This window comes from Paenibacillus nasutitermitis, from assembly GCF_014641075.1.
In the GTDB taxonomy this organism is placed as follows: Bacteria; Bacillota; Bacilli; order Paenibacillales; family Paenibacillaceae; genus Paenibacillus_Z; species Paenibacillus_Z nasutitermitis.
Genome location: NZ_BMHP01000013.1, coordinates 15,393 through 39,255, shown reverse-complemented (window position 1 = coordinate 39,255; position 23,863 = coordinate 15,393). Strand labels below are relative to the sequence as shown.

Below are 23,863 nucleotides of genomic sequence, written 5' to 3'. Positions count from 1 at the left end.
CAGGTTCGATAGATTCTGACCGGGATCACACAGACAACGTTATGAACCGGCGTGCGAGCATAGGTACGGACACCACGAATGTTCGTGACTACTGCACTCTGAGTTTTAATTCATCAAAATAACGAATAGAAGAGCCAATATAAATAAAAGCACCTCAAACAATTTGAGATGCCTAACAATTGTATGCTATTGGTTTTTTTTCTTGTTGTAGTTGCGCCATCCATCCACGTCATGACTCAATATTTTCTAATAAATTGCATTAATCACCGCTTGAACGATATCTCTTTTCGCAGAAGTTAAATCTTCTTGAGAAATGTCAATATGAAAAGCACTGATATAGATATTCTCAGCTCCATTCTGAATGACATAAGTAGCCAGCGGATTTTTCAATTCTTTATTGCTACGAAACATAGGATAAACCAGATACAGCCGGTTGCATTGATATCTCACAGCATAAGCGAGCATTTGATAAACATCCGACTCAGATAAGTCAACCTTTGAATCGCTCACTGGATTTTTATATTTAGCATCCACGATGATTTGAATATTGGATCCTGACTGAATGGTTATATCAGGTTTTAATAAAAATACGTTATTCTGTGCATCCAAGTAACGTTGTGGTTTCTGGTAATTCACTTCCATTCCTTCAGACGATAGATCCTCTTGAAGCCACTGATACAGGGAATATTCGAATAACTGATTTAACGGAACAAGGAATGTAAAAGTACGTTCATCTCCTGCATGCACACCTGGCTGTCTGTTATGATAGAACATCCTTGCTAGCTCGAATACGGGACGATAGGACGCATTCAATCGATTGAACCGAACTTGACGAAACAATGTCTCACTTAATCGCACAACTGATATATCCTCAAGCATCAAAACTGCAATGTTTAAGTTCTTCTTATTTTCTTCGCTCTTAGTTAATGTGCGAAGAGAAAGCATGGTCATTTTGAAGATCTGGTTCAGTACGTTGTTTTCCGTAAACTCCTGATAACCGACATAATGCTTGTGTTTAAACACACCATTCCGTAGCAGCTGTTGTTGGAATAAAATTCTGCCTTTGACCGTGACCATGTTTTCTTCTTGTTCTTTGTACTGCCGATAGATTTGCTTATTGAATAAGTCCAAAAACTTCGATACAAATAAGTTAATAAAGATCTCTAGCAAATCCCCATTCATCGCCGCAATTTGTTGCGGATTCGGAATATCTTTGACCGAGAGAAATCCGCTGGACGCCAGCAAGCGAAACAGCATGCTACCCGATAGAAACTTCTCTTCTTCGACATCCTCTACGGACACGGCATCTTCAAATAATTTAGGCAGAATTTGAATTTGAAGTGATGGTGTCGCGATGAATCCAACATACTTACGCAGGAGCAGTCGATCATCTGCTCTGAGGATGAGATTTTGCTTTCCCCATAGTGGTTCCAGAGATAATAATTCTTTTTTCTGAACATCCGTTAATTGTTGTTGGGAGTACCTATCCTCAAAGACTGTCAGGATTTTCTTGTTCATGCCTCTGATCCTTTATACAGGCTCACTAAAGCTTTTTCAAACTCCGATATTGTTTCAGGGCTCGAAGGCAAAGTACTCAAAAATCGGAAGCTTCCGGATTTTTCTATAAACCTTGTCCCCACCACAGATTGAATAGATGCTACATCATTATAAAAGTACTCCGATATGAGCGGCAAAACTTTATAGTACCAACTCTTGTAAAGGTCATCGATCGTGAGTACATCCATTAAATAAGCATGGCCGATACGATGATCTCGGTCTATCTTTTCTGATATTTTCTCGTTCATGCTTTTCAGAAGTAACGCGAGTTCAACATAACCTACCTTAGCATTGTTCTGATCGAACAAGGAATAATCCGGCTCAATTTCCACAAACACGAATCGTCTTCTTAATGCTGTATCCAGCATTGCAATTGAACGATCTGACGTATTCATTGTTCCAATAATGTATAGATTTCTCGGCAGCGTGAACGGCTTTTTTGAATAAGGCAAAATCGTACTTATGTTTTGGCGTTTATCCTTTTCAACCAAGGTCATGAGCTCGCCAAAAATTTTAGAGATATTACCGCGATTAATTTCGTCGATAATTAGATAGTAGGGTAGTTGCTGTACGTGCTGAGCTTTTAGTATTGTTGTTGCAGAAGCATCAACGTCACCAATCAACCTTTGTACATCGGACATTTGAATGCGGGGCAGCTCATAGATTGTTTTCAATGTAAGACGGACACCGCCATTCATATCGGAAATATCCATCGGTTCTGAAAATTCCTTGAGCCAGGTAACCTCCCTAATATGAGGAGATGGTCTGCCTTTCAAAAATGTATAATCACCCGTAATCACGCCAATATCCCGAATCGTCCACGGACCATCATAAATGAATACGAAGTCACCTTTATTCATTTGATTTATCATGGTGTCTAGCGTGTTGGCGTCCATAGTCGGATTTTGTGCATCATCGTCTCTTTCGCTTTTTAATAAAGCATATATATCATTATAAGATTTGTCTGAAAGGTCGTACTGATCCAGCCAGTCCACTGCAATATGTTGTTCACTCTTGCATCGATTGTAGATGATATCGTCGTTGCGACGACCAAGAGAAACTTTCCAGACCCTTGAATTGGTTCGAATTAATTCTGTGCCGCTAATTCCCGAAAGCTGCGACTCCGCTTTAATGATTTGGGTTGATGCAGCTTCAACCATTTGTTTGAGAACGCCTGACTCTACTTTATAGTGAATATCCCCGCCTCCGCGTTCTTGCTCGGATCCATCATCTAATTGAGGTCGTATCCCTTCAATGAATTCTTCATAAGAGTATGATTGATGGAACGTTATGAAACGAACCCTTTCCTCTTTCTCAACAGTATTAAAGGGAACATACCGTTTTTGTTGCTTATACTCAAACGCTTCAATGATATTCTTCGTCGCAAACGTCTTCCCAGTTCCCGGAGGGCCATATAAGATTAAGTTAGGGCTGAATTCCAGAAGCTCAGCGTATGTACGATACTGCTCAAAATTTTCCGGCCATTCCTCTTCGACTAATGACTCAGGGGAAAATGCAGATGATTGTGTCGTACTAGTAGGGCCTGGTTTCGTAATTGGCGTTCTACGTCGGCCTACCAAAATATTATCGTAAAGTTTTGCAGGATTGCTAACCACAAAATATCCTTGTTTTTCAAGCTCATTTAATGCACTTGTTAAATAATTTCGCTTATATGGAGCTTCCTCTTCAGCAAATGCAAGCAGTTCATGGAGCGTATAACGTTCATTTTCCGAATTTTTCTCTTCATACAGTTTGCGAAGACCATGATAAGGCTGTGATTGCCCTCCCTTCCATTCCAAAAACGCGGTTATCCGCGCCTCTTGCAGATTATTAATGACAACCATGACATCATTCTCTACAATTGGCGGCAGCTGCGTACTTAGCGTAACGAAGAAATGCCTTTCCGACTGAAATGATAACTGATCCCATTGCTCTCTTGGGAATATTGAAGTCGTTTCAATCGGAAAGAAGCCGCAGCCAAAAGTCGATTTCGAAATTTTATTCAATAGGTTAAGGTCCACATTAAAATAGGGACTCTTAACAAATTGCGATACAGGTACCGGTTGCGCAAGCTGTTTAACCTCATCGAAAAATACGACACCTGTATCAGCCGGATTAATCGGATTCATTTTATTCCCATATTCTCTTACTTTCCATAACGCAATTACGCTTGAGTTCGTTACTATAAATACATAGTCCCCGGGTTCAATGCCTCCGTACCACGAGTCTCCTTCGTCTCCTGCGGCGTAATACTTCTCCTGAATTTGGATTGGTCTCTTGCTGTCGAATTTCCCGAAAAAGAACCTGCTCATCTGCTTAACTCCTTAGTATTTGATGTAATCAACTCAATAATACGTATAATACAACCTCGATAAGACTCATGCCGAATATTCAATTATAAAACCCCTGCAGATACTCCAGCACAACCAGTCCCCCAGATTTATGAAGCGGTTCATTCTGTCTCTCGCAATGAAACAATTGAATGCATGACGGACAGCCGTCTGAACAACCGCAGCTGCTCATAATTTGTCTGGCTTTCTCCAATAACACACCGAATTTCTCGGCTATAACCTCTACAATACCGGAGCCTCCCCCAGCTTGGCTGTCGTAGAAGAACAGTCCAGGCATCCCGAAAACTGCTGAGCCGGAGTAAAACGAAGTATGTTGAAAATCTGCCATATTGCACTTTACAATCGCTGGAATCGCCGATGCGATTGCATGCTCAATGGCGTGTAAACTGCCTTCAATTAACTCCTCATGGGCAATAGGCTCACGTTCATGTACTTCCTTCAGAAGTCCTCTAATTACGTTCTTTCCTTCCTGATCCCACATCAGCCAAAAGGCTTCTGTTTGAAAAGTAACCGGATACGTATTCGTTAGCTGAACCGTCTCTTGGGGCATGGCGCCATGGTTATAAATTTTCTTATACCCGAATGTGCTGCGCTTAACGATTATATTTCCAAGGTTCGCCTTGATCTCATCTCCACTCTTAAGTGGATTGTAAATGTCATGAACCTCAATGCTATCTCGAACAATGCCCCGTGTATGATAATCCGCCCTAACCGGCTCTACTAACACTTTCCGCTGCTTGTTGTTGACCCACTTCACTTTATAGAAAGTCCGGTTATCCGAGCCAAGAAAGACGGCTTCAACGTGAAAGTCCCGAATTAATGAACGCCCATCGACACTTTGAAATAAAATTTCTTCATTCCAGCCGTTTTTGGTTATTACCGTATAGGTGTCCCCCATCGTAACTAAAGTTTGATAGCGCGGAGGGTCGCCTTGATACAGGAGTTTGCCTTCGATTTGTTGCCACTGATCGCTAGTATCGGCGACTACTTTACGCAGCGTAGATGAGCGAACGTAATTGATCGCATTGGTAACTGTTCCTCCCTGCTCGTGAGCAGCGTAGATGAGATGCTCTTTCAGAAGTCGTGGATTATTGGTATTAATCGTTGCCGACTCAGGAGGGAGCTCAAAGAACTCCCCTGGATTACGGGCAAAATATTGCTGCAGCGGCTCTTCTTGTACCATCATGATGACCACGCCGTCTCTGCTGCGACCTACTCGCCCAGCTTGTTGCCAGAAGGAAGCTTGTGATCCAGGGTATCCGAGCAAAATGCATACATCCAGACATTTGACATCAATACCAACTTCCAAAGCACTGGTAGTGACCACTCCCAGAATCTCGCCTTGCTCCAACTTTCGAATCGTCATCTCTTTGGTCTCTTGCGTTAAGTAAGCATGGTAGGGCAGGAAGAGCTCCTGTCGTTCATCTAACTCTGCCCCACTATGGTCTTGTAAATGATTGCGAATAATAATATTTAATTCACGACTAAGGAGCTGCGCTTGCTGACGGTTACGCGAGAAGATAATGCTTCTCGGCCATCGTCCGTCTTTATATAAGGTACGAAGAATCTCGTAAAGATCGGATACCGTCGCTCTCTTCTTCTGCTCATCTTCCGCATAGCCTGGATTCCACATCAGAATATCTTTTCTCTTCACAGGTGCATGAGCCCCAACAATCTCATGAAACCCTTGGATTCCCCGTTTTCCCGTTAGTTCCTCAGCCAAATACTTAGGATTGGCAATCGTAGCCGAACAGGCAATAAATTGGAGGTTTTTATTCCCCAGCCTCTCACAAAGCATTCGCATCCTGCGAAGTACCAACGACACTTTAGAACCTAATAACCCAGAGAATTGATGAAGTTCGTCGATGACGATGTATCGAAGGTTTCTGAGATATCTCAGTAGATTAGGCCCTTTTCCCGTCGGGGAGATCGTACTTTGAAGAATTAAATGCAAATAATGAACATTCGTCAGCCAGTATCGCCCTTCTGAGTACACCAAACTGGAAGCTTGATCTTTTCTCATATGTTCCGGAACATTTCGTTGTCCATGCAGAACGCCGGCAGATACCTCCTGTCCGTTCACCAAGAACCGGGAGAATCCATTCATCGAAACGCTATTTCCTTGTTCGCCTGAAGGGTCGGCCCATTTTTGCAAATGAGCAAACTGGTCTTCGACGAGCGCCTTGTACGGTGCCAAATAAAGCGTGCATGCATCCGGATCAGCTGCCAATTTCTCCATAATGGGAATGTTGTAAGCCAACGATTTACCCGACGCTGTCTTTGTGCATATGACAACATTACGTCCTTGTCGAATGGACTGTATGGCTTCTCCTTGATGCTCATACAACTGCTCTATTCCCATGGTTTGAAGCTTAAGCATCAGCCAACTGGACAAGGGAATATGCTCAGCATATGCTCCTTGCTGTTCATCAATTTCATGGGTGTGTACGTCACTTCGAATACGCTGGCCAAGTTCCAATAAGTCCTCGACGAGTCTTCCGCTATCAAAGTCTTGCTGCACGGGAAGCCTTCTATCCATGAGTAATTCTGCTTCTTCAGGCATCAACATTCCCTCTATGACGGAACTTCCATCATGAGAACAATACAGGCCGGCATGACGATTCTGGAACATTTCTACATGATCTTTGATTGAACGCCAGTCGGAAATTCGAACACCGTTAGCACGCTGCTGAACCTCGCGATAATAGCCCTCAACATCAGCCTTATAGCTGATTTGAACGAAGTCACCGTACGGTCTTTGCCCCCCGCATGTTGAACAGAATACAGGCATATTTTATTCGTTCCCTTCAATCAAGTTCTTCAGCAGTAACTTAGCCCCAGGCTTGAATAATTCAACATTCCACTTACCGGGAAGCTGGACACAGCTCGGACAACCCTCAACACATGGACAGCTTTGAATAAGCTCCAGTGCTTTTCGCATGACGTTTGGGATCTTCTCATAGATGGCTTCTATAGTTCCAAGACCAGAGCCGTTCTCACCAAAGAATCCGATGACTGGCCGATTGGCAAATGTAGTCATTCCACTTGCAGAAAATCCCGTGAAATCATTTGAGTCACAAATAATCATATCCGGAATGACCGAGGTCATGGCGTGCCCTGCTGCATGAAGAGACGCCTCAGCCAGCGCATCAGTGGAGCGGCCCTCGTCTGCCCATTCTTTCACATGGTCCTTTAGGTGCTTCCATTGATTATCCGTTAATGTTAACCACATGCCTTCCGGTGCAAATCTAGTTACATAGGGATGTTCGAGTTGCACCTGTTCTGAATCATGCTTTTGTCCGAAATACACCTTCTTGTAACCAAACACACTACGCTTAATCTCCAGCTCACCATAAACTGTGTTGATACCGTCCATATCCTGCATTTGATACGTCTGCAAGATATCTATGGCATCCCGGTAAGCAGACTGGGTATGATAGGTTAACTCCGAGATGGGAAGAAGAATAATTTCCCCTTTCCTACGATTAATTGAATCTACTCGATAGGAACGGTCACCAGGCGTCCAGTAAATAGCTCCTTCGTGGAAATCTCGAAATGCGCTCCATTCATCTAATCCGTCCACCACCGTCTGATCTTGCCCACGAATGGTAACGCTATAGTTTTGGCCCGAGATCGAACGAAGACTAAACTTGTGATTCGCTGTCACTTCCTCATTAGCCGCGGATGACGAAGCGATTTGGAGAGCCGAGCGGATATAATCTTCTTGCAAAGCAGGAAACATGCTTTGTAAGTCCATAACCGTTACTTCCCTGCCCAGTTCTTCTCTCAGTAGAGGAAGATGGAGGGCTAGCAGTTTATAATTCGTAGGGTTGATTCTTACAACTTCTGGTGCTTTATGAATAAACTCAAGCGGGTTCCGCATGTAATATTGTTGAAGCGGATCGTCCTGCCAGATGAGTATGGCAACGCCTTCCCCTTTGCGCCCAACGCGTCCAATTTGCTGGGAGAAGGCTGCTTTCGATCCTGGATAACCAACCAGAACAGCTAGACTCAAATCCCCAATATCAATGCCAACTTCCAATGCATTCGTTGTGATAATGACATGAATATCATGGGACTTTAGCCGTTCAATAATCCGTTTGCGAGTCTCATTGGGCAATATTCCCGTGTAGAATGCGGCCAGCTTCTCCCCTTCGACTTTATCCTTGGTTAAACGAAGAGGTTGACGCAGCACGTCCTTGATATATCGGGTAAATACCATCGTTTGACTACGAGAAGGCTGAAAAACAATGCTCTTGATCACCTTCTGATCGACGGTCATGACCTGCTTAGCCATGGTAATCGCATCTGTAGAGGGTGCACGGCGCACCTGCTCTCCTACTGACATCCCTGGATTCCAAAGCACAATTTCTTTCTTCTGATGAGCGGAGCCATCCGTATTAATGAGCGTAAATCCGTCAAGGCCTGTAAGCTCTTCCGCCAGCCGTACCGGGTTTTCTATCGTAGCAGAGCTTGTGATGAATTGGATGGCGTGTGTATTCCCAAGCTCTCTACAAACCTTAAGCAATCGCCGAAGGACAAGTGCGACATGACTCCCATATGTACCACGGTACATATGCATCTCATCAAGCACAATGAATCTGAGATTACGGAGATAATTCCGAATATGCTGACCGGATGCGTATTTCAGCTTCTGAACCTGCCCGAGAATCGAGTAATGAATCATATCCGGATTGGTCATCCACACTTGCGCATGCTCCATGATCCGTTGACGCGGCCCATTCTCCGTATCTCCATCCAGTCGACCGATATGAATTGTTCTGTTCCCCAACTCCAGTCGAGTCTCAAACCACTCATCCAACGAGGTTGAATCAGCAGGCTTAGTCATGCCAAACCGTTTTATTTGGTCCAATTGGTCATTAGCCAGTGCCTTTGTTGGAAATATGTACAATGCGCGTTCATCAGGATTTTGATAGAGATGACTTAAGATTGGAAGGTTATAGGACAACGTCTTACCCGATGATGTAGAAGTGACTAGAACCACATTGGATCCCAATTGTACCGCATCCGTCGTTTGGGCTTGATGGATATATAGTTGATTGATACTCATACGAAGTAATGCTTCTTTTATGGGTTGCGGTGTGGAGTCGGGGATGTTCATATACACAGGCTCCTTTGCAGGCAGCGTATGTACATATACCTCAGCCGTTTCTTCACCGGCCAGCTTGTTTAGTTTCTCCAGTACTTCTGCAGATGAGAATTCGCTGCTGATAACGCCGGGTATTCTTGTATCCTCACATAGGAGCATTTCTTCCTTCTCCAGCGGAACGACTGCGCAACAATTTGGGCAGTATAAGTCTTCTTTAAGTCCTGCAAACGCTCCATTCAATGAATTCCAATCTGAGCATTTTATTCCTGTAGGGGTATACTCCAATATTCGCTGCTCCCCCACTTGACTAATTTTATGAGAGATTTGAACTGCTTTCAGCATACTCGCGCACTCAGAACATTTTAGGAATGCCATCCGAACCCCTCCAAATTGGATATCTATTGGTTGTATTAAATCATATTGATTAGGCAGTAGGTTGTCATGGAATATATGTTCGCTGTGGAATTAATTTCCTAGTGTTCTTGTTACTTCGACAAATAAGATCAATAGTCCTGTTTAGTGATAAATGAGAAGAAACGGCTAACCCATCCTTGGTGGATTAGAAAGTTTCTTCCCTCAAAAATATCAGAAAAGGATAACGGAATTTTATATACTTTCTAATATTTTAAAAAAGACGACTGTAATCGTCGTCTTTAATCATAACTTTGACTATTGCAAATTATTCGTATGGATTTGATCTGAAGGTCATCCCTGGATTGGTAAGAGAAAGCAAATACTGATGCTTCAATAGCATCCGATCATCTGGATATCAGCTTGCCATCCAATTCAATCGGTAACGCTTGCCCTCTTCACTAAAGTGTTCCCCAGAATAATCGATTACCCACCGTGTTTGGTAAACCAACCTGGTTTATGATTTGTCGATTGACTTCCCTTTGGCAAATAAGAAAATTTAATACCTTGCGAAATAAGAGGTTTGAGCATACTCTTAATCTCTTGTCCCCCAATCACCCAAAGCGCCCCGCCTTTACTCCGCTTATCGATAAATTGTAGATTATGCTGCTTAAGAAATGATAAGAGATCACCAGGAATGAGTGGAGGATCTATATCGAAATCTATCGTTTGTTGTTGAGGCATCTCGGGCATTTCTGGAATTTCCGGCTTTTCTTCCGATGAGATATCCACTTTTTCTCGCTTGGCGACTTTTGGCTTGCGCGCCTGCGAAGTTTTACGTTCTGCATAGATTATATCTGGTTGAGCATCCCATTCCTTTCGCATTTCCTCTGCTCGTTGAATGATTTGTTGTTTCAAGCAATCATCTTCAATTTGATGTTCTTCTTGTTGTTTATGAAGATCTCTCGTAACTCCGTAGTCTTCCAGCGCGCGACATACATCTTGCATCGTCTTGACAGGATTGCGAAAATAAACGCTGCCTCTAATACGAATAAACGTCCATCCAAGTCGCTCAAGTATCATTTGACGTGATATATCTTGGCTTAGGTTTTCACTCGTGTGAAATTGTTCACCATCGCATTCGATGGCTATACGTTTACCGCTACCTTCAACAACAAGATCTATTCGATATGCGCCGACTTTCCATTGAGGAACGACATGGAAGCCTTCATTTAACAATCGTTCCATCACCTGTCGTTCAAATTCGGAATCCAGTCTCGGTTCCGCTTGTTTCAATTTCTCAGTTAACGCATATGGATTAATCATATGTTGAATCAATCGTTTCCTAAGATCGCCATCTTTAAGTTCAACTGATTCGTTCAAAGAATACACGAGCCACATTTGATCACGCGCGCGACTTGCTGCAACATTATATCGTTTTTTCATTCGTTCACCGGGATCGCTAAGCATTCTCAATGGTCCATCTCCAGAAGCGACGTGCACCATAGACAAAAACATGACATCCCTTTCGTCCCCTTGAAATTGGGCGGAATTCCCACAGCGAATTTTTCGCTTTCTATACTCCAGTGGGTCCATATGTCGTTGTAAAATCGTATCGATTAATATCGCTTGCTCTTCTCCAAGTAAAGAAATGACACCAATTGTTGCTTCTTCATAGGACTCATGCTCTACTGCTGCCATCACAAGTGAAGTGATCGTGATGGCTTCGACTTGATTTGTTTTCCCCGATTGAGTATTAGCTTCTACTCTATACGCAATCGTATGTGGACGTCTGGATACTCCGCTATTATCTCTAAGTGGCTTGATGGCCATATTATAAGATAATGAATTGCTAAATTGAATAATCGGCTCCACGCAACGAAAATGCTCGCGAAGCTGCGTCTTGCCCGCGAACGTCATACCAGCTAGATCATAAAGGGAAGTTTGACCATCGTACAAGGTTGCATTCGGAATATCGATCAGCGTCGATTCGATTAATTTTTGAACTTCCATTTGTTTCTGCCCTACGGCATCCGGGCTAACTTGATTGTCATCACCAACAACAATGACTTGTTTGCCTAAATACAAGGCCGTTAACGCCATAATATCCGCTTGACTTGCTTCGTCGATAATTACAACGTCAAACTGGTTCGTAAAGGGATCAAAGCTTTCAACAACTTTATTAATTGGCATGATCCATACGGGAACTGCGGACTGGCACAAAGGCATCAGCTTTCTAGCCTCAGCAAGACGGAACGGTGCCATCGAACCAGTCGCTTTACCAATACGTTTCATTTGTAGCTTCCAGCCCTGCAATGCCATCTGCTGCTCAAGGTTCGTCTTTCGCTTGACCGCCAACCATGCTTTTTGTTCAACAAGTTCAACCGAAATCCGCTTGAATGCTTCGCGAGCATCGCTTAATTTTGTCTGTAGCTTCTCCGGCGATAATTCTTGTCTCCGTTTCAATTCATGATCCAACTGCCGTATTAGCCAGGCTTTGTGCCAATTTACTGATATCTCGGAAGAAGCATGTACGCCATCGCGTTCACGAATCGCTTCTGCCCAATTCGGTGCTGCAGATTCAAGTTTAATAAGCATCTCGTTTCGCCGTTGTAATTCTTGCGATTTACCCCAAATTTCAGACAAGCTATCATACATCGATGCGTAAGTTGTTGGGTCCAAGTTTTTCACCGCAGATAGCAATCCATTAATGGAACGACTGGAATCAGTGGCATGTTGACCCAAGAGCTCTGTTAGACTTGTCAATTGGTGGGTAATCTCAAGCAATTTCTTCTCATTAAAGAGTGAATCTACAATTATTGGCAGATCAATTTCAATATTGGATTTGAAATGAATTAAATCCGAATAAGGGATTAACTCATTTGGCTTACTGCTCATTAATTGATTCCAATTGATCCCTTTCTCTTCCCACTGCTTTTGAATTTGATTCCGCGCTGTCTGGTCCCAGTTTATTAATTCTTGTAGTTGATCTTTCAATTGAGGAAGCAGCAATTCCGGCTCACTACCGAACGACTCAACGGACCTCCCCCCGATGGACGTTACTTGTCTGTTCCAACGCGACATCAGAGACATTCTCGTTAGCCGATGACGAACAATAATATCGACAGCTTCAAAATGCGCTAAACTTGAGGGTGAGGCACCGTTAACTTGAACTTGCTTTGAAGCACGCGACCATTTTGGACGCAAGACAAGTTGAATCATGTTTATTTTTCTATTCGATCTTATAAACTGAATCATTTCTTGTAGCGTTCCTTCAAGTTGCTGAAGTTCAATGACGTCTTCTGGTATTACAACTTCAAACCGGAAACATGTTGATTTAGCTAAGTTATAAAGTTCTATTAAATGACCCATCTCAGCCATCAGTTCTTTCCATACCGCCATGGACTCCTCTTCAAGCTGCCCGCTTGAGAGAATGACTAATTTCCATTTTTCATCTAACGAATATTTACCGACTTGCACCAAGGATTCCTTTAGTAGCGTTGTAATCGAATCCAGATCTATGTCTATTGAAGAATTCCAGTAGGGATGGTGCAACTCTCTAGGTTTCAACGCAAGCTCATGATATTGTTCAACCAAAGCAGTGAACATCTGCGGAGTTGGCAGCATATGAAGTGGAAGCTTTAACGCCTGCAATTCCATTTCATCATTGTAAGAAAGCAGTTTATTGCTCAAGTACAACGCTGTTAATTCTTTTTCTTGTAGGGGTAAACTACTGCCTGCGCGAATATCGCCTGGGATAAGTGTAAGAAGGTTTTTTTCTGCCGCAATTAACTTTGCCGATTCTATGGGTTGATAGGATTGACCCAGAATAACAATTGGGGTATATTCATATTCCCTTGTTAGACGCAAATCCTTGTTTATATAGTGAATTTCATGAAGTAATTCTTTTCGCATTTGTTCCAATGTCTCGATATTACGATTTAATGAAGCATTAGTCATCGAACTGAGCCGCTCGGATATGATGTCAATAGACTGATCCATTTGCTGATTTCCGATTTCTTCATTTATGACACTTACGCATAGTCCTTGTAGAGGCTCCGCAACTTTATCCCGCAAAACCTGTAATGCCTTGGACGTATGACTGGTTACAAGAATACTCTTCCCCTCAGCCAGGAGATGTCCAATTAGATTCGCAATCGTATGCGTCTTACCCGTACCTGGAGGACCTTGCACCAGAACAGAACCGTACCGCTTAATCTTCAAAGCAATATCCAACTGTTCTGCATTCGCTTCTTTGGTAAAATAAACCTCTTCGTCATCACCATTCACATCTAAGATTTGGAACGCTTCCGTTTCTTCCGTTGATCGATCTCGCAGATCGATTCCTGTAATTGAGGTTACGGCTTCAGGAAATGTTGTCGTTTCATCCAAGTGTTCTAAGATACGTTCCAAGGATTGCGCAAACCCATGAGACCGAGAACGCAGAAAAAAGACCGGTTTTCGGATAATTACCGGATGATTGTCAAGTTCTTGATTCCTGCTTTCCCCATAAGCAAAAAATTTACCGCTTGCCGACAAAATACTTGATACTCGCTTCAAATAATCGCCTGCTATCTGGTGGTCTAGAGGCGTACAAGGTAACCGAATCAGTTCCTCCGTACAAGCTTTGATTGTAGTCGCTGATACATGTTCCATATCTTGTAGAAGTGGACTATAAAAGCTTCCGCCGACCTCAATCGGAATAACGGTGAATTCAGGTACGGACGGGTCGAAGATCAATTTTACTTTCTGTAATAAGATCGGATGATGAATGGTTTCAGATTCTGACACTGTCCAGTCCAATATTCCGTCTCCAACAATTAATTCAACCTGGTCTTGTTCACGCTCCAACGTTGAGTTAAGCGCATACAGACTCTCAAATATATTCGAAGCTGCTCTTGCCGGAAGTTCTTGCAATTTCCAAGCTGTTCTTTCATTATTCCATTGATCAAACCATTCAAATCGATCTTCATCATCCTCAAACTGTTCAGCATCCTCGTTGCTCGAAGCTTTTTCGCCAATAATCTCGGGCTCGTTTTCAACCTTTTGCCAGCCTGGGATCAACCAGTCACGAATAAGCTCAGGAGGTTCGGGACACTGAGTTAAAATCGGCCTTCTTACCTTAAGTAAGACATCTAACGAATCTTCTGCATCAGGTTCACTACCAAGTTCTAAAAATCGACATTCAATATCCTCATGCTTGGGCAGGTCAGATAACCAAAGCTTCCAATGTTGATCATCTATCGATTTTTTAACCGGATTTTTGATTTGATTTAATCCCTGCAGATACTTAAAAATCTGAGTAAGCCTCATTCTCACTGCATCTGTCGAATTAGTGCCCATGCCTTAAGCACCTCCATTGTATGACTTAAGTTTCAAAACCGATATACTATATTTTCGTCGATATCCAACATATTCCTGCCCACTGCTGGCTTTATAATAACAAAGTTCCCCGACAATAAGCTGTCAGGGAACTGATGTTTGGATATATTATTCGATTGGAGAATCTGTTCGCCCATTGAAAGTCCACATTATTCGGGACAAAGTAACTACTAGTCATCAGCGATTTAAGAAATTTTGTCAGCGGCAGGCTCAGGATGTAAAGCTGTGGGAGATGGCCAAACGAGGCGTTAATTCTCACTTCCTATGTCTTTGTCAATATCCAACAAAATTCTGCCTATCGACTATACCAACCAAAAAGTTCCCGGAATAGGGAATAAAGGGAAATGAAGTAGGATTTTATTATATGCGCGATTCTTTAGGTTTTATGTGCTTAATCAATAGCCGTCAATAAGTTCCGCGGCATACAAACTCATATTTGGATAAACGTCGGTAAATCTGTTAGTTTTCTCTCTACTTTCACAGTACCGTCTTTCACAACATAAATATAAGTCCGATCTTCTATCTCTTTCAAATCTTCGGAATATTCTTCGGATGGCCAATACATTTCGTCATCGGAAATGATGATAAACCGTGGCTCCCCGTTAAATCTTTCACTATAAAAGTCAACCAGCGAACATGGATTAAATGTCTTTATATTTGCCCGCCCATTTTGTCGTTCGTAATCCTGGATAAGGTCCTTGTAATCTACTGAAATGAGTCTTTGGGATTTCCCTCTTGGTATAACCTCCAGTTGGGCAATTCGTTTTGGAGGCTTCATTCCAATATTTTTTTGTCTTTGGACTAAAGCTAATCTCCGCTCCTTACGCATTTCCACGTCAATTAGATTAGCATCCACTTGATTAATTAAAGCACCATTACGATTTTCATCATTTTCCCGTTCATACTTGCCCCGGCGTTCAATTAAATCATCAATTTGTTTTTTAAACGTTTTGTCCAAATAGCTTGATACTCGTTCTAGCTGCTCTTCGCGTTTTTGTCGAACCTGGTCCCGTAAATCCATTGCTGCCTTCACCGCGGCGGAACGAAATGAACTATCTAACGACTCACTTAAAGTGGTAAGTTCACCGACAAACTCCTGCTGAAACAACCAATAAGGATCTAATCGAATTAATGAATCATCCTGTCGTTTACCTAGAAGGATAAGTTCATTAGCTAATTCATTCCCTGTGCCATCGGCAACACTATTAAGATAAACCTCAATTGACAAAGGTTCACTTACCGGACAATACACCATATAGCGATCTATTGCTAATTTCTCATTTTCTTTACGTGTAAGAATCATTCCTAATTTAAATAGAGGATGATCCTCAGAAATGATATCGATTCCTTCTTTGACATAACCCCTAAATGAAGTGAAACGAATTGCGTCCTCCAGTTGATACAATGGAAGGCGATTGGTTTTTGATATATCTCGAATGTATTTGGGCAATCGTTCAATTCGTTTTATCTTCTCATTTTGGATCTGGTGTATCCGTACATTACATTTCTTGAGGATATGTTCTGTAAATAACCCAAAATTTCGTTCGGGGTGTTTTTTTATCACCAGATCATGCTGTTCCCTTCGCATCTTGGGCAAATCAAAAATATCTTCGGAGAGCCTCTCCCGCTCTACCTCTTCAAGCAGCTTTTTATGCTCTTCTGAGAGTTTCCGCTCCATAGTTGCAATAATAACGTCTAGCTTCTCACGGTGAATGACGGCAGCTTGCATTAACGATGCCAAATCATTGAAATCTCCATCAACGATGTCACCGATAAAATCGTATACAAGGTCAGCACCTAAATCTTCCCTCATACGTTCCATTTTCTCAAGCAGACGAATCATTACGTCGCCTTCTCGTGTATTAGATGCAACAAGATTAAAGATAGCCACTTCATTCTTTTGACCAATTCGATGAATACGCCCCATACGTTGTTCTAGCTTATTGGGGTTCCACGGAATGTCGTAGTTTATCATCTGATTACAAAACTGTAGGTTGATCGACTCTCCACCGGCATCTGTAGCAAGCATGATCTGGCACTCATTACGGAACAATTCAACTTGTCTTCTACGCTCATCCATAGATAAACGCCCAACAATCTTCGCGATCTGAGGAACACGCTTTAATAAGCGTTTCTCTAAAAAATCAAGTGTGTCCGCCGATTCCGTGAAGATAAGAATCTTTTCCCCTTGATTCAATAAACCATTCCAACCAAATAAGGTTTGCTCTAATTCATCATATTTTCGCTCTACAGCTGTTTCTTTCAGATGAGACGTTTTCCTTATTAGTCTTTCTAACTCATTAATTTCGATCCTTAGCTCCTCCGGATCGAGGTTATCCGTTGAACTTTCAAGTTCATCTTCTAAAAGCTCTTGAGTTTCCAACGATTCGTCTTCATACTCGTCCCAATCAAATTCTACTTTATTTTTGCCTTGTTTCTTTTTACTTGCGATCGTTTCTTCTAACAGTTTAATTAACCGGTCTCTTCTACGCTTAAGCGATAAATCAATGGCATTGACAGATGAGCTGAGTCTTCTTTGGAGTAGCATCATAGCAAAAGCTGTGCTGTTGCTTCCGGCATTCATCGCTCGATTAAAGTAGAGACGAACATAATCTGTAACCGCTTCGTACAGATCAAGTTCTTCTTCAGATAAAGTATACTGAATCGTTCTAGCTGTCCGTTTAGGAAAAAGCGGCGTCCCATCAAAATTTTTTAGCGTTTCCTTTAACCTTCGAATAATAAACGGATTTGCCTTTTCGCGTAGAGATTCCGTTACCGATAAGTTAGAAAAAATATCATCATCTACTAAACGCATCAGATGCCGGAAATTCTCCATGTCACCTTTATGTGGAGTGGCTGTTAACAGTACGCAGTGCTCTGCTTGTCTAAGTACAGTTTCCCCTAGGTGATATAGCTTTGTTTTAGATGTCTTCTTATTTGTAACACCATGAGTGTAGGCCGCCATTTTGTGAGCTTCATCCACAATTACAAGATCAAAATTCGCTTCACTTACCAGGCTTTTCACATCATCACGAGCAGCCCAGTAAACGGAAGCAAGACAGCAACCATGTTCTAAGAATGGGTTTTTGGAACCGTACTGTTTTGTTACAGAGCGATTTATTATAAAGAAATCTTCGTGGAATTTATCCTGCAACTCTTCCTGCCATTGTTTCAAAACTAATGGCGGAACAAGAATTAAGATTCTCTCAACACTTTCACGTGCTTTAAGCTCTTTAATGAGCATACCTGACATAATCGTCTTCCCTGCACCTGGATCATCCGCAAGTAAGAAGCGTACCTGGGGCATTTGAAGCATACGGCTATAAACCGCTTCGATCTGATGTGGCAATGGAATTAAATTTTTGTTACCCAATGCCCTTTTCGAAGAATATTTACTATTGACTAACAATGCGTGATATCGCAGATAATGCTGAAGATCACTTGCAGCTATCTGCTGGTCCAAACTAATTCGCCCACTTATTCTCTTTAAAGACTCAAGCTCGGCTTTATCCAACATTAACTCATAATACCGATTCGAATCCCGTCCTAATGCAGCAATAGAGAAAAAGCCTTCATCGAAGGCTTCAACTTTTTTAATTTCAACACTCTCTGGAAACTGAGCTCCTTGTACAATTTCACCGACTTTAATCATTATCCCACCGCCTTACCTCAATACTACCATCACCATGTCTATCCCCTGCCGCGTTACTTGTAGCCGACTATTTCTCAATTCGCTTTCCGTTATATCTAGATTGAATGGGAACAAACAAGGTTCCGTAGCAATTTGCTTTAATTCTATGGCTGATTTCTCGGTGGCTTTCAGCATGATCTCAATAAGCCAAAGTTTAAATTCTAACTGGTGAATGGGTATCTTTTCAGCATTCACATACAGTTTTTTTTGCTCACTGATTACTTCTAAGTGTTTGAAGGTTCCAAGTACGGCTCCCATTGATACACTGACTCGCCTACGTTCACCATAAAGCGCAAAAATTTTCCTACTTAACTGCAAACTTGAGAATTCCCCATGAAGCTGAAAGAGACGCCCCACTTGATCAGCAACATCCCTGAAGAATGGATATGCAAGAAGCTTCATTCCCCAGTGCAGGAGTAATCTTTCTTCTCTAGAAGCGTTCGCAAATAATTGTAAGCCACGATCCCGAAGTTCCACATTCTCGTTGTCGACTAACACCCAAATTTTAAACAAAATCGTTCTAGCATTCAGTCTTGCCTTTGCACCAGCAATATCAGCCATCAAATTTTGATCGACGAGATCATATAGCTGTTGTCGATTTTCAACTCTTGAAAACTCACGTGCGATATGATCCAACTGGTGCAATTGCAGTTTTTGATCAAATCCAACCGCCTTTTTCAATCTGACACCTTCATTCTCTTCTTTTCTTAACTCGCACGAAAGGAACGATAACCTCTTCAATGCTGGTTCCGCCATGGCTCACTACAACCTCGCCTTCTTTAACAAAAGCCTCGCCACTTTTAGCTGCCAATACAAAGAATTCATCCGGGAGACCGATTGATTCCCATTTTTGCGACGAGTATTTCTGTGCAGCCCGATCCCGCAACTCCTCTGAATTGTAAATTCTAACTCGCTCCCCGCGGGTATCCGCTAATACGCCTTCGCGAATGGCTCCGATACCTACGCTTTCTTTGTTGCCATGATCAGAGGTAATATATACATCAAATCCAGCTTCCAATAAGTCGTGAAGTAAGGATTGCAAGTAACCGGTTTTTAACCAAATAGATATTTGCCCATGCATTCCCCTATGACCTTGAATCGTGTTATGTGTCAACTTATCAATAATGTCGACTACAAGTCCCGCAACTTTAACGCTCGATTTAGATAACGCCTTAATTTCCGATTTATTATATTCCCCTTGGCCTAATGATTTCTCATACGTGACATAGATTGGCGCAATACCATATTTAGCCCAACATGCTCTCCATTCTTTCTCCTCATTAGCTGTTGTATGAATGGTTGAGTAGTAAGTTTTCGGTATTTCCCCCGAGAAAATGGCTTGTCTAGATACAGAGGTTAAAGTAGGGATCCAAGCAAATGTACCGTTTTCTATAAAGTCAAAAGAAGACTGTAACTCTGAACGCACTTGACTCCACTGTACAAAACTTAATCCGTCCATTACAATTATAGCCTTTTTAGGACTTCCTTGCAGGTGCATATGCTCAGCCACTTTATGAAGCATTACCGGTGTATGCTGATCTGATAACGAAGCCAAAGCCCCATAATGATTATTTAGCCAGAGAGCAAATCGCTCTTCTATGAGCTGCTCAATGGAGTTTATTTTCTTACTAATTTCTGATGAAGAATCTAACGTAAACATGATTGATTTCACAGTACTGAATAAACCAATAAGGTTGACCCAGCCGCGACGGTCAATGTCAAGTTCTAACATTTTTTCAATCTGACTGATATGTTCGCTTATTAACACGATTTGAGACTGTTCTTCATTCAGTTGTTTTACTCCAAATAATAATGAATCAGGCAATGAATCTTTATTAAACGGAATAGGTCTTAATTTCCCCATACGAAATAAACCAGCAAGTGTATCTTGTAATTTGGTATCCCACTGTGGATGATTCTTAGGAGTACCACTTTCCAAGAAATCACACCATTCTTGCTGTAAGAAGGAATACAAAGCATCTGAAGATTGAATTAATTCAGATATAACTAATTGTGGATTACTGTTTTTATGATTTAATGCATCTATCAGATATTTTTCTATCGTTTCAGGCATTGTAAAAGGAAGTTGATGTCGGCTAATACAAAGTAGAATAAATTCAGCCGCGGTATCAATAGTGTCGAATGGTAATTTGTAAATTCGTTTCAATAAGAAGTTGATGGTATCATTGTCTGATCTCTTGACTGGTATGTCATCCATCAACGACAAAGCATCTAGTGTTCTAAAATCGAGTTCCTGCACTATAGGTGCAGATAACATTGGGAACAATTCACTCTTACAAATTGAAATATGTTTACCCTGAGCCCATATATCGTAGGGGATATCACTGATATCATCTGACTTCGGATGTATTAGCAAATAACTATTAAATGGATTCGGTCTATACTGGCTTTCATACCAATACCTGAATACGGCCCGATCTTGAAATTCTACAACGTCTATCCCTAACTTGTGCAACTCGCTGATAATGGCCTCATCTTGCAACAAGGAATCTGGGTCTGTCACTAACGTAATATGGTAGAAAGGTGCTTGAAAATGTTCAAGCACCTTTTGACGCCAATTTTTATTCAAATCGTCTACACTTCCTTAACTACAGGCCGAGTCTGATCTGTGCGTTATCGTAATACATTAGCAATTTATCATCTTCTTGAAGTACATTTTCAGGGAGGCGCTCCCCGATTGTTACGATTGTTTGATAGTCTTTTTCTCCCCAAGCCTTCTTGAATCCAGCTCGGATAGCTTCAGTGCGAAACTGTTTGAGCTTTTTGCGGTTACCAACCAACTCATCCCGATATGTTTCAAATTCACGAAGTAATGATTTTTCACGTAACCTTTCCAAATCTGCTTGCTTGTTAGGGTCTGGGACATACCAACGCTCTTTTGCCTTCCTCATTAATACTGGGTCATTCTTAGTCAAGTTCCTTAGTTCTTTATAATCAGAACTTAAATACGTATGAATCTGACTGGGAACAGGACTAATCCCATCATATTGCAAGAAATTCTGTTCTAATAATATATCCAGTTCGGGAAGAAGTTCTTGTTTGGATATGTGTTGGATTTCTTTCATAAAATTTGAGTGTAGATCTTGCCGAGTTTGCGGTTTAGCTAATAATTGTTGTCTTAACCATTCAATCGCAGAATTCTCATCTGTAACAAATAAATTCATCTGACTAAAGTCTCTTACTAATGTACGTTTCTTATCATATTCGGCAACCTGAGCCTCTAAAAATACCATCCCATCTCTGAACGGAAATCGTTGAATTACACCATTTTGAAACTCAGCCGAAGAAACAGGAACATTAAAACCATTTTGAACATAGTACGATATCATTCTATCAAAAAGCACTCTCGGAGTTCGCTCAACTATCAAATCTGCAGAACCTTTATTACCAATAAAAACCGGTAAGTTCTCGAGATGATTTCTAACAAATGCCCAGGTTGATTCTTCGGTATTCGAATTTGATTCAATTCTATTCTTCATTTCCTCAGAAGGCTTATAAGCAGAAATGACCAAATCTTGCTTTACTGCAGTAGTGGTAGTAACTGCTTTAAAACTCCCTTGTTTTTTATCAAGCGCAGAAACATTTGCAACGATAAAACCTGCTTCTGTTAGTGCAGTCTGAATACTATTCCAGACACTTGCTTTAGTATTGGAGAATTCAACTGTCATCCATCTCCCAGGTTTAAGTACCCGATATGCCTCTTTAAAACAATTTGTCATGAGCTGACGATATTCATCTAAACCCTTTTGTTGTACGCTGTTTTCAATTGCTTCTGGTTTATTATCTGTTGAAACTTTAAGCCAAGATTCCCAAAGGAAATTTAACTCAGAGTAATTTAGATTTGCACCAAATGGTGGGTCAATGAATATGTAGTCAAGAGAACTATCAGGTGCTTCTATTTTGGATACATCGCCAGTACTAATAGCATAATTGCTATATTCACTCTTAAAAGAAAATATTTTTTCCAAACGCGAGATGCTTCTCTTATAAGAAGAAGAAGCACTCAAACCACGAACTAGTGATGGAGCATAAAGAGTACCCGACAGGATACCTCCTCCTTGGCCTTTATAATCAGGTTTTTTAACTACATATCGATAAAGTTTTGTAATTGTATTTATTATTGAGAACGTAGGAAGAAACGTGTAGTCATACCTTTTGCACCTATCTGTTAGTGCCGATAACCAAAAGAGACTTGATTTTGTGTAAAAATGATGAGAGTGAGTTATCCCATGTGAACCTTTAGGCTGACGGGTATTAAATCCATCAATTAACTCGTTTGTTGGATGCCAATAAGGTACTTCCATATTCTCAATCTTTTGTATTAATTCAAAGTCAAGATCATCAGGAAGTTTTTCTTGTCGCTTACCACTAACTGAGTAATTTATAAGAACGGGCACTTGTTTTGCCTGAATAGTTGTTTCTTGCAGCGCTGCGTCATATTTAGAGATTTTTGCACGTTCCATTTGCTTTTTACCCAATATGGTATCGCAATGTGGACAAGGGAATACATCCTTAACACGGCCTACCTCTCTATCCACAGCAGCATTCCAAAATACAACTTCTCCTGAACACTCTGGACAAATAAAAACATCAGACCAAACAATATAATTAATTGCTCCTATCTGCCCATCCGAGTGTCTGGTCTCATACATCCAACCATATTTTTTTTCAACATAATCAAAAGTACTTTGAGCATCATCCCGAAAAGATTGAACATCTACTGGCATATTATAATTATTAGAAATGAAGGTGGCCGCAGGAGAAAGGTCGTTTAAGATAGCTCGTCGTACCCCAAGTTTGGAAAATGTCTTCCAAATGGATCTTCCTTCTTCGTCAACTTCCTCTCTCAGTATAGATCCATCGTTCTTTACCTGATAGCCTAATTCCATTACAGTGTTACGGTCACCACACAATTGGGCAGCAACCCCAGTCATACCAGTACCGCAAAATCCGTCAAAGACAATATCTCCAGGATCGGTATAGTGAAGAATGTACCGCATAATTGCTTTGTGCGGTACTTTAGTATGATAGCTGTGAGCATTGTATATTGGATCATTTTTACCCTCACTTACATCTGCGGCAAAAGGTTCACGATGGTATCTATTCTCATCTGAATTCGAGCTATCTGATGTATTCCATTCATAAATGAAATCCTTGAACCAAGGATTCGGGCAAGCAGTATAGTAAGGCGGGTCAGAAAGGGCCAAAATATCTTCATCATTGCCGATAGGATATCCTTCAATCTTTTTTAGCTCTGGCAACTTTTTGCGTAATTCTTCAGTAAAATACGCGCGGCGCGCGTCATCATTTTCAAATGTCAAACCCAAACAGGTTACTGGACCTGTTTGGGTTTCATTTTTCATCTCGAATAGGGTTCCTTGCTTTAAGTTATCACTCATA

9 protein-coding genes are annotated in these 23,863 nt (G+C 41.5%); all 9 read right to left on the bottom strand.

Going from position 1 to position 23,863, the window contains the following annotated elements; translation table 11 throughout:
• Positions 1 to 246: 246 nt before the first annotated feature.
• Positions 247 to 1,518 carry an McrC family protein gene (locus tag IEY46_RS33940; RefSeq protein WP_189000187.1) on the bottom strand — a complete coding sequence of 424 codons (1,272 nt, stop codon included), beginning with the start codon at positions 1,516 to 1,518 and terminating at the stop codon, positions 247 to 249.
• Positions 1,515 to 3,869 (bottom strand): DUF8426 domain-containing protein, encoded by a 2,355-nt coding sequence (locus tag IEY46_RS33935; RefSeq protein WP_189000185.1) that lies wholly within the window; start codon positions 3,867 to 3,869, stop codon positions 1,515 to 1,517. Before IEY46_RS33935 ends, IEY46_RS33940 begins: the two co-directional genes overlap by 4 nt.
• A gap of 79 nt (positions 3,870 to 3,948) precedes the next feature.
• Positions 3,949 to 6,699 carry a DEAD/DEAH box helicase gene (locus tag IEY46_RS33930; protein ID WP_229750729.1) on the bottom strand — a complete coding sequence of 917 codons (2,751 nt, stop codon included), beginning with the start codon at positions 6,697 to 6,699 and terminating at the stop codon, positions 3,949 to 3,951.
• A gap of 3 nt (positions 6,700 to 6,702) precedes the next feature.
• Entirely contained in the window at positions 6,703 to 9,177 is a 2,475-nt protein-coding gene (locus IEY46_RS33925; protein WP_189000181.1) for a DEAD/DEAH box helicase, read from the bottom strand.
• A gap of 678 nt (positions 9,178 to 9,855) precedes the next feature.
• Positions 9,856 to 14,712 carry a PDDEXK-like endonuclease domain-containing protein gene (locus IEY46_RS33920; protein WP_189000179.1) on the bottom strand — a complete coding sequence of 1,619 codons (4,857 nt, stop codon included), beginning with the start codon at positions 14,710 to 14,712 and terminating at the stop codon, positions 9,856 to 9,858.
• A 469-nt stretch (positions 14,713 to 15,181) separates the two neighbouring features.
• Positions 15,182 to 18,403, bottom strand: coding sequence for a DEAD/DEAH box helicase (locus tag IEY46_RS33915; protein WP_189000177.1), 3,222 nt, complete (start codon positions 18,401 to 18,403; stop codon positions 15,182 to 15,184).
• Between the two features lie 12 nt (positions 18,404 to 18,415).
• Complete coding sequence (locus IEY46_RS33910; RefSeq protein ID WP_189000175.1) at positions 18,416 to 19,198, bottom strand: hypothetical protein; 783 nt, start codon at positions 19,196 to 19,198, stop codon at positions 18,416 to 18,418.
• Positions 19,134 to 21,032 carry a BREX-3 system phosphatase PglZ gene (pglZ, locus tag IEY46_RS33905; protein ID WP_189000173.1) on the bottom strand — a complete coding sequence of 633 codons (1,899 nt, stop codon included), beginning with the start codon at positions 21,030 to 21,032 and terminating at the stop codon, positions 19,134 to 19,136. Before pglZ ends, IEY46_RS33910 begins: the two co-directional genes overlap by 65 nt.
• Positions 21,033 to 21,051: 19 nt before the next feature.
• Positions 21,052 to 23,862, bottom strand: coding sequence for a DNA methyltransferase (locus tag IEY46_RS33900; RefSeq protein WP_189000171.1), 2,811 nt, complete (start codon positions 23,860 to 23,862; stop codon positions 21,052 to 21,054).
• Position 23,863: the final 1 nt, after the last annotated feature.

Excerpts from the sequence above, each read along its gene's own strand:
- IEY46_RS33900 (WP_189000171.1), bottom strand. The coding sequence starts at position 23,862 with ATGAGTGATAACTTAAAGCAAGGAACCCTATTCGAGATGAAAAATGAA.
- IEY46_RS33915 (WP_189000177.1), bottom strand. The coding sequence starts at position 18,403 with ATGATTAAAGTCGGTGAAATTGTACAAGGAGCTCAGTTTCCAGAGAGT.
- IEY46_RS33940 (WP_189000187.1), bottom strand. The coding sequence starts at position 1,518 with ATGAACAAGAAAATCCTGACAGTCTTTGAGGATAGGTACTCCCAACAA.
- IEY46_RS33920 (WP_189000179.1), bottom strand. The coding sequence starts at position 14,712 with ATGGGCACTAATTCGACAGATGCAGTGAGAATGAGGCTTACTCAGATT.
- IEY46_RS33930 (WP_229750729.1), bottom strand. The coding sequence starts at position 6,699 with ATGCCTGTATTCTGTTCAACATGCGGGGGGCAAAGACCGTACGGTGAC.
- IEY46_RS33925 (WP_189000181.1), bottom strand. The coding sequence starts at position 9,177 with ATGCTCCTATGTGAGGATACAAGAATACCCGGCGTTATCAGCAGCGAA.
- IEY46_RS33910 (WP_189000175.1), bottom strand. The coding sequence starts at position 19,198 with ATGGCGGAACCAGCATTGAAGAGGTTATCGTTCCTTTCGTGCGAGTTA.
- IEY46_RS33935 (WP_189000185.1), bottom strand. The coding sequence starts at position 3,869 with ATGAGCAGGTTCTTTTTCGGGAAATTCGACAGCAAGAGACCAATCCAA.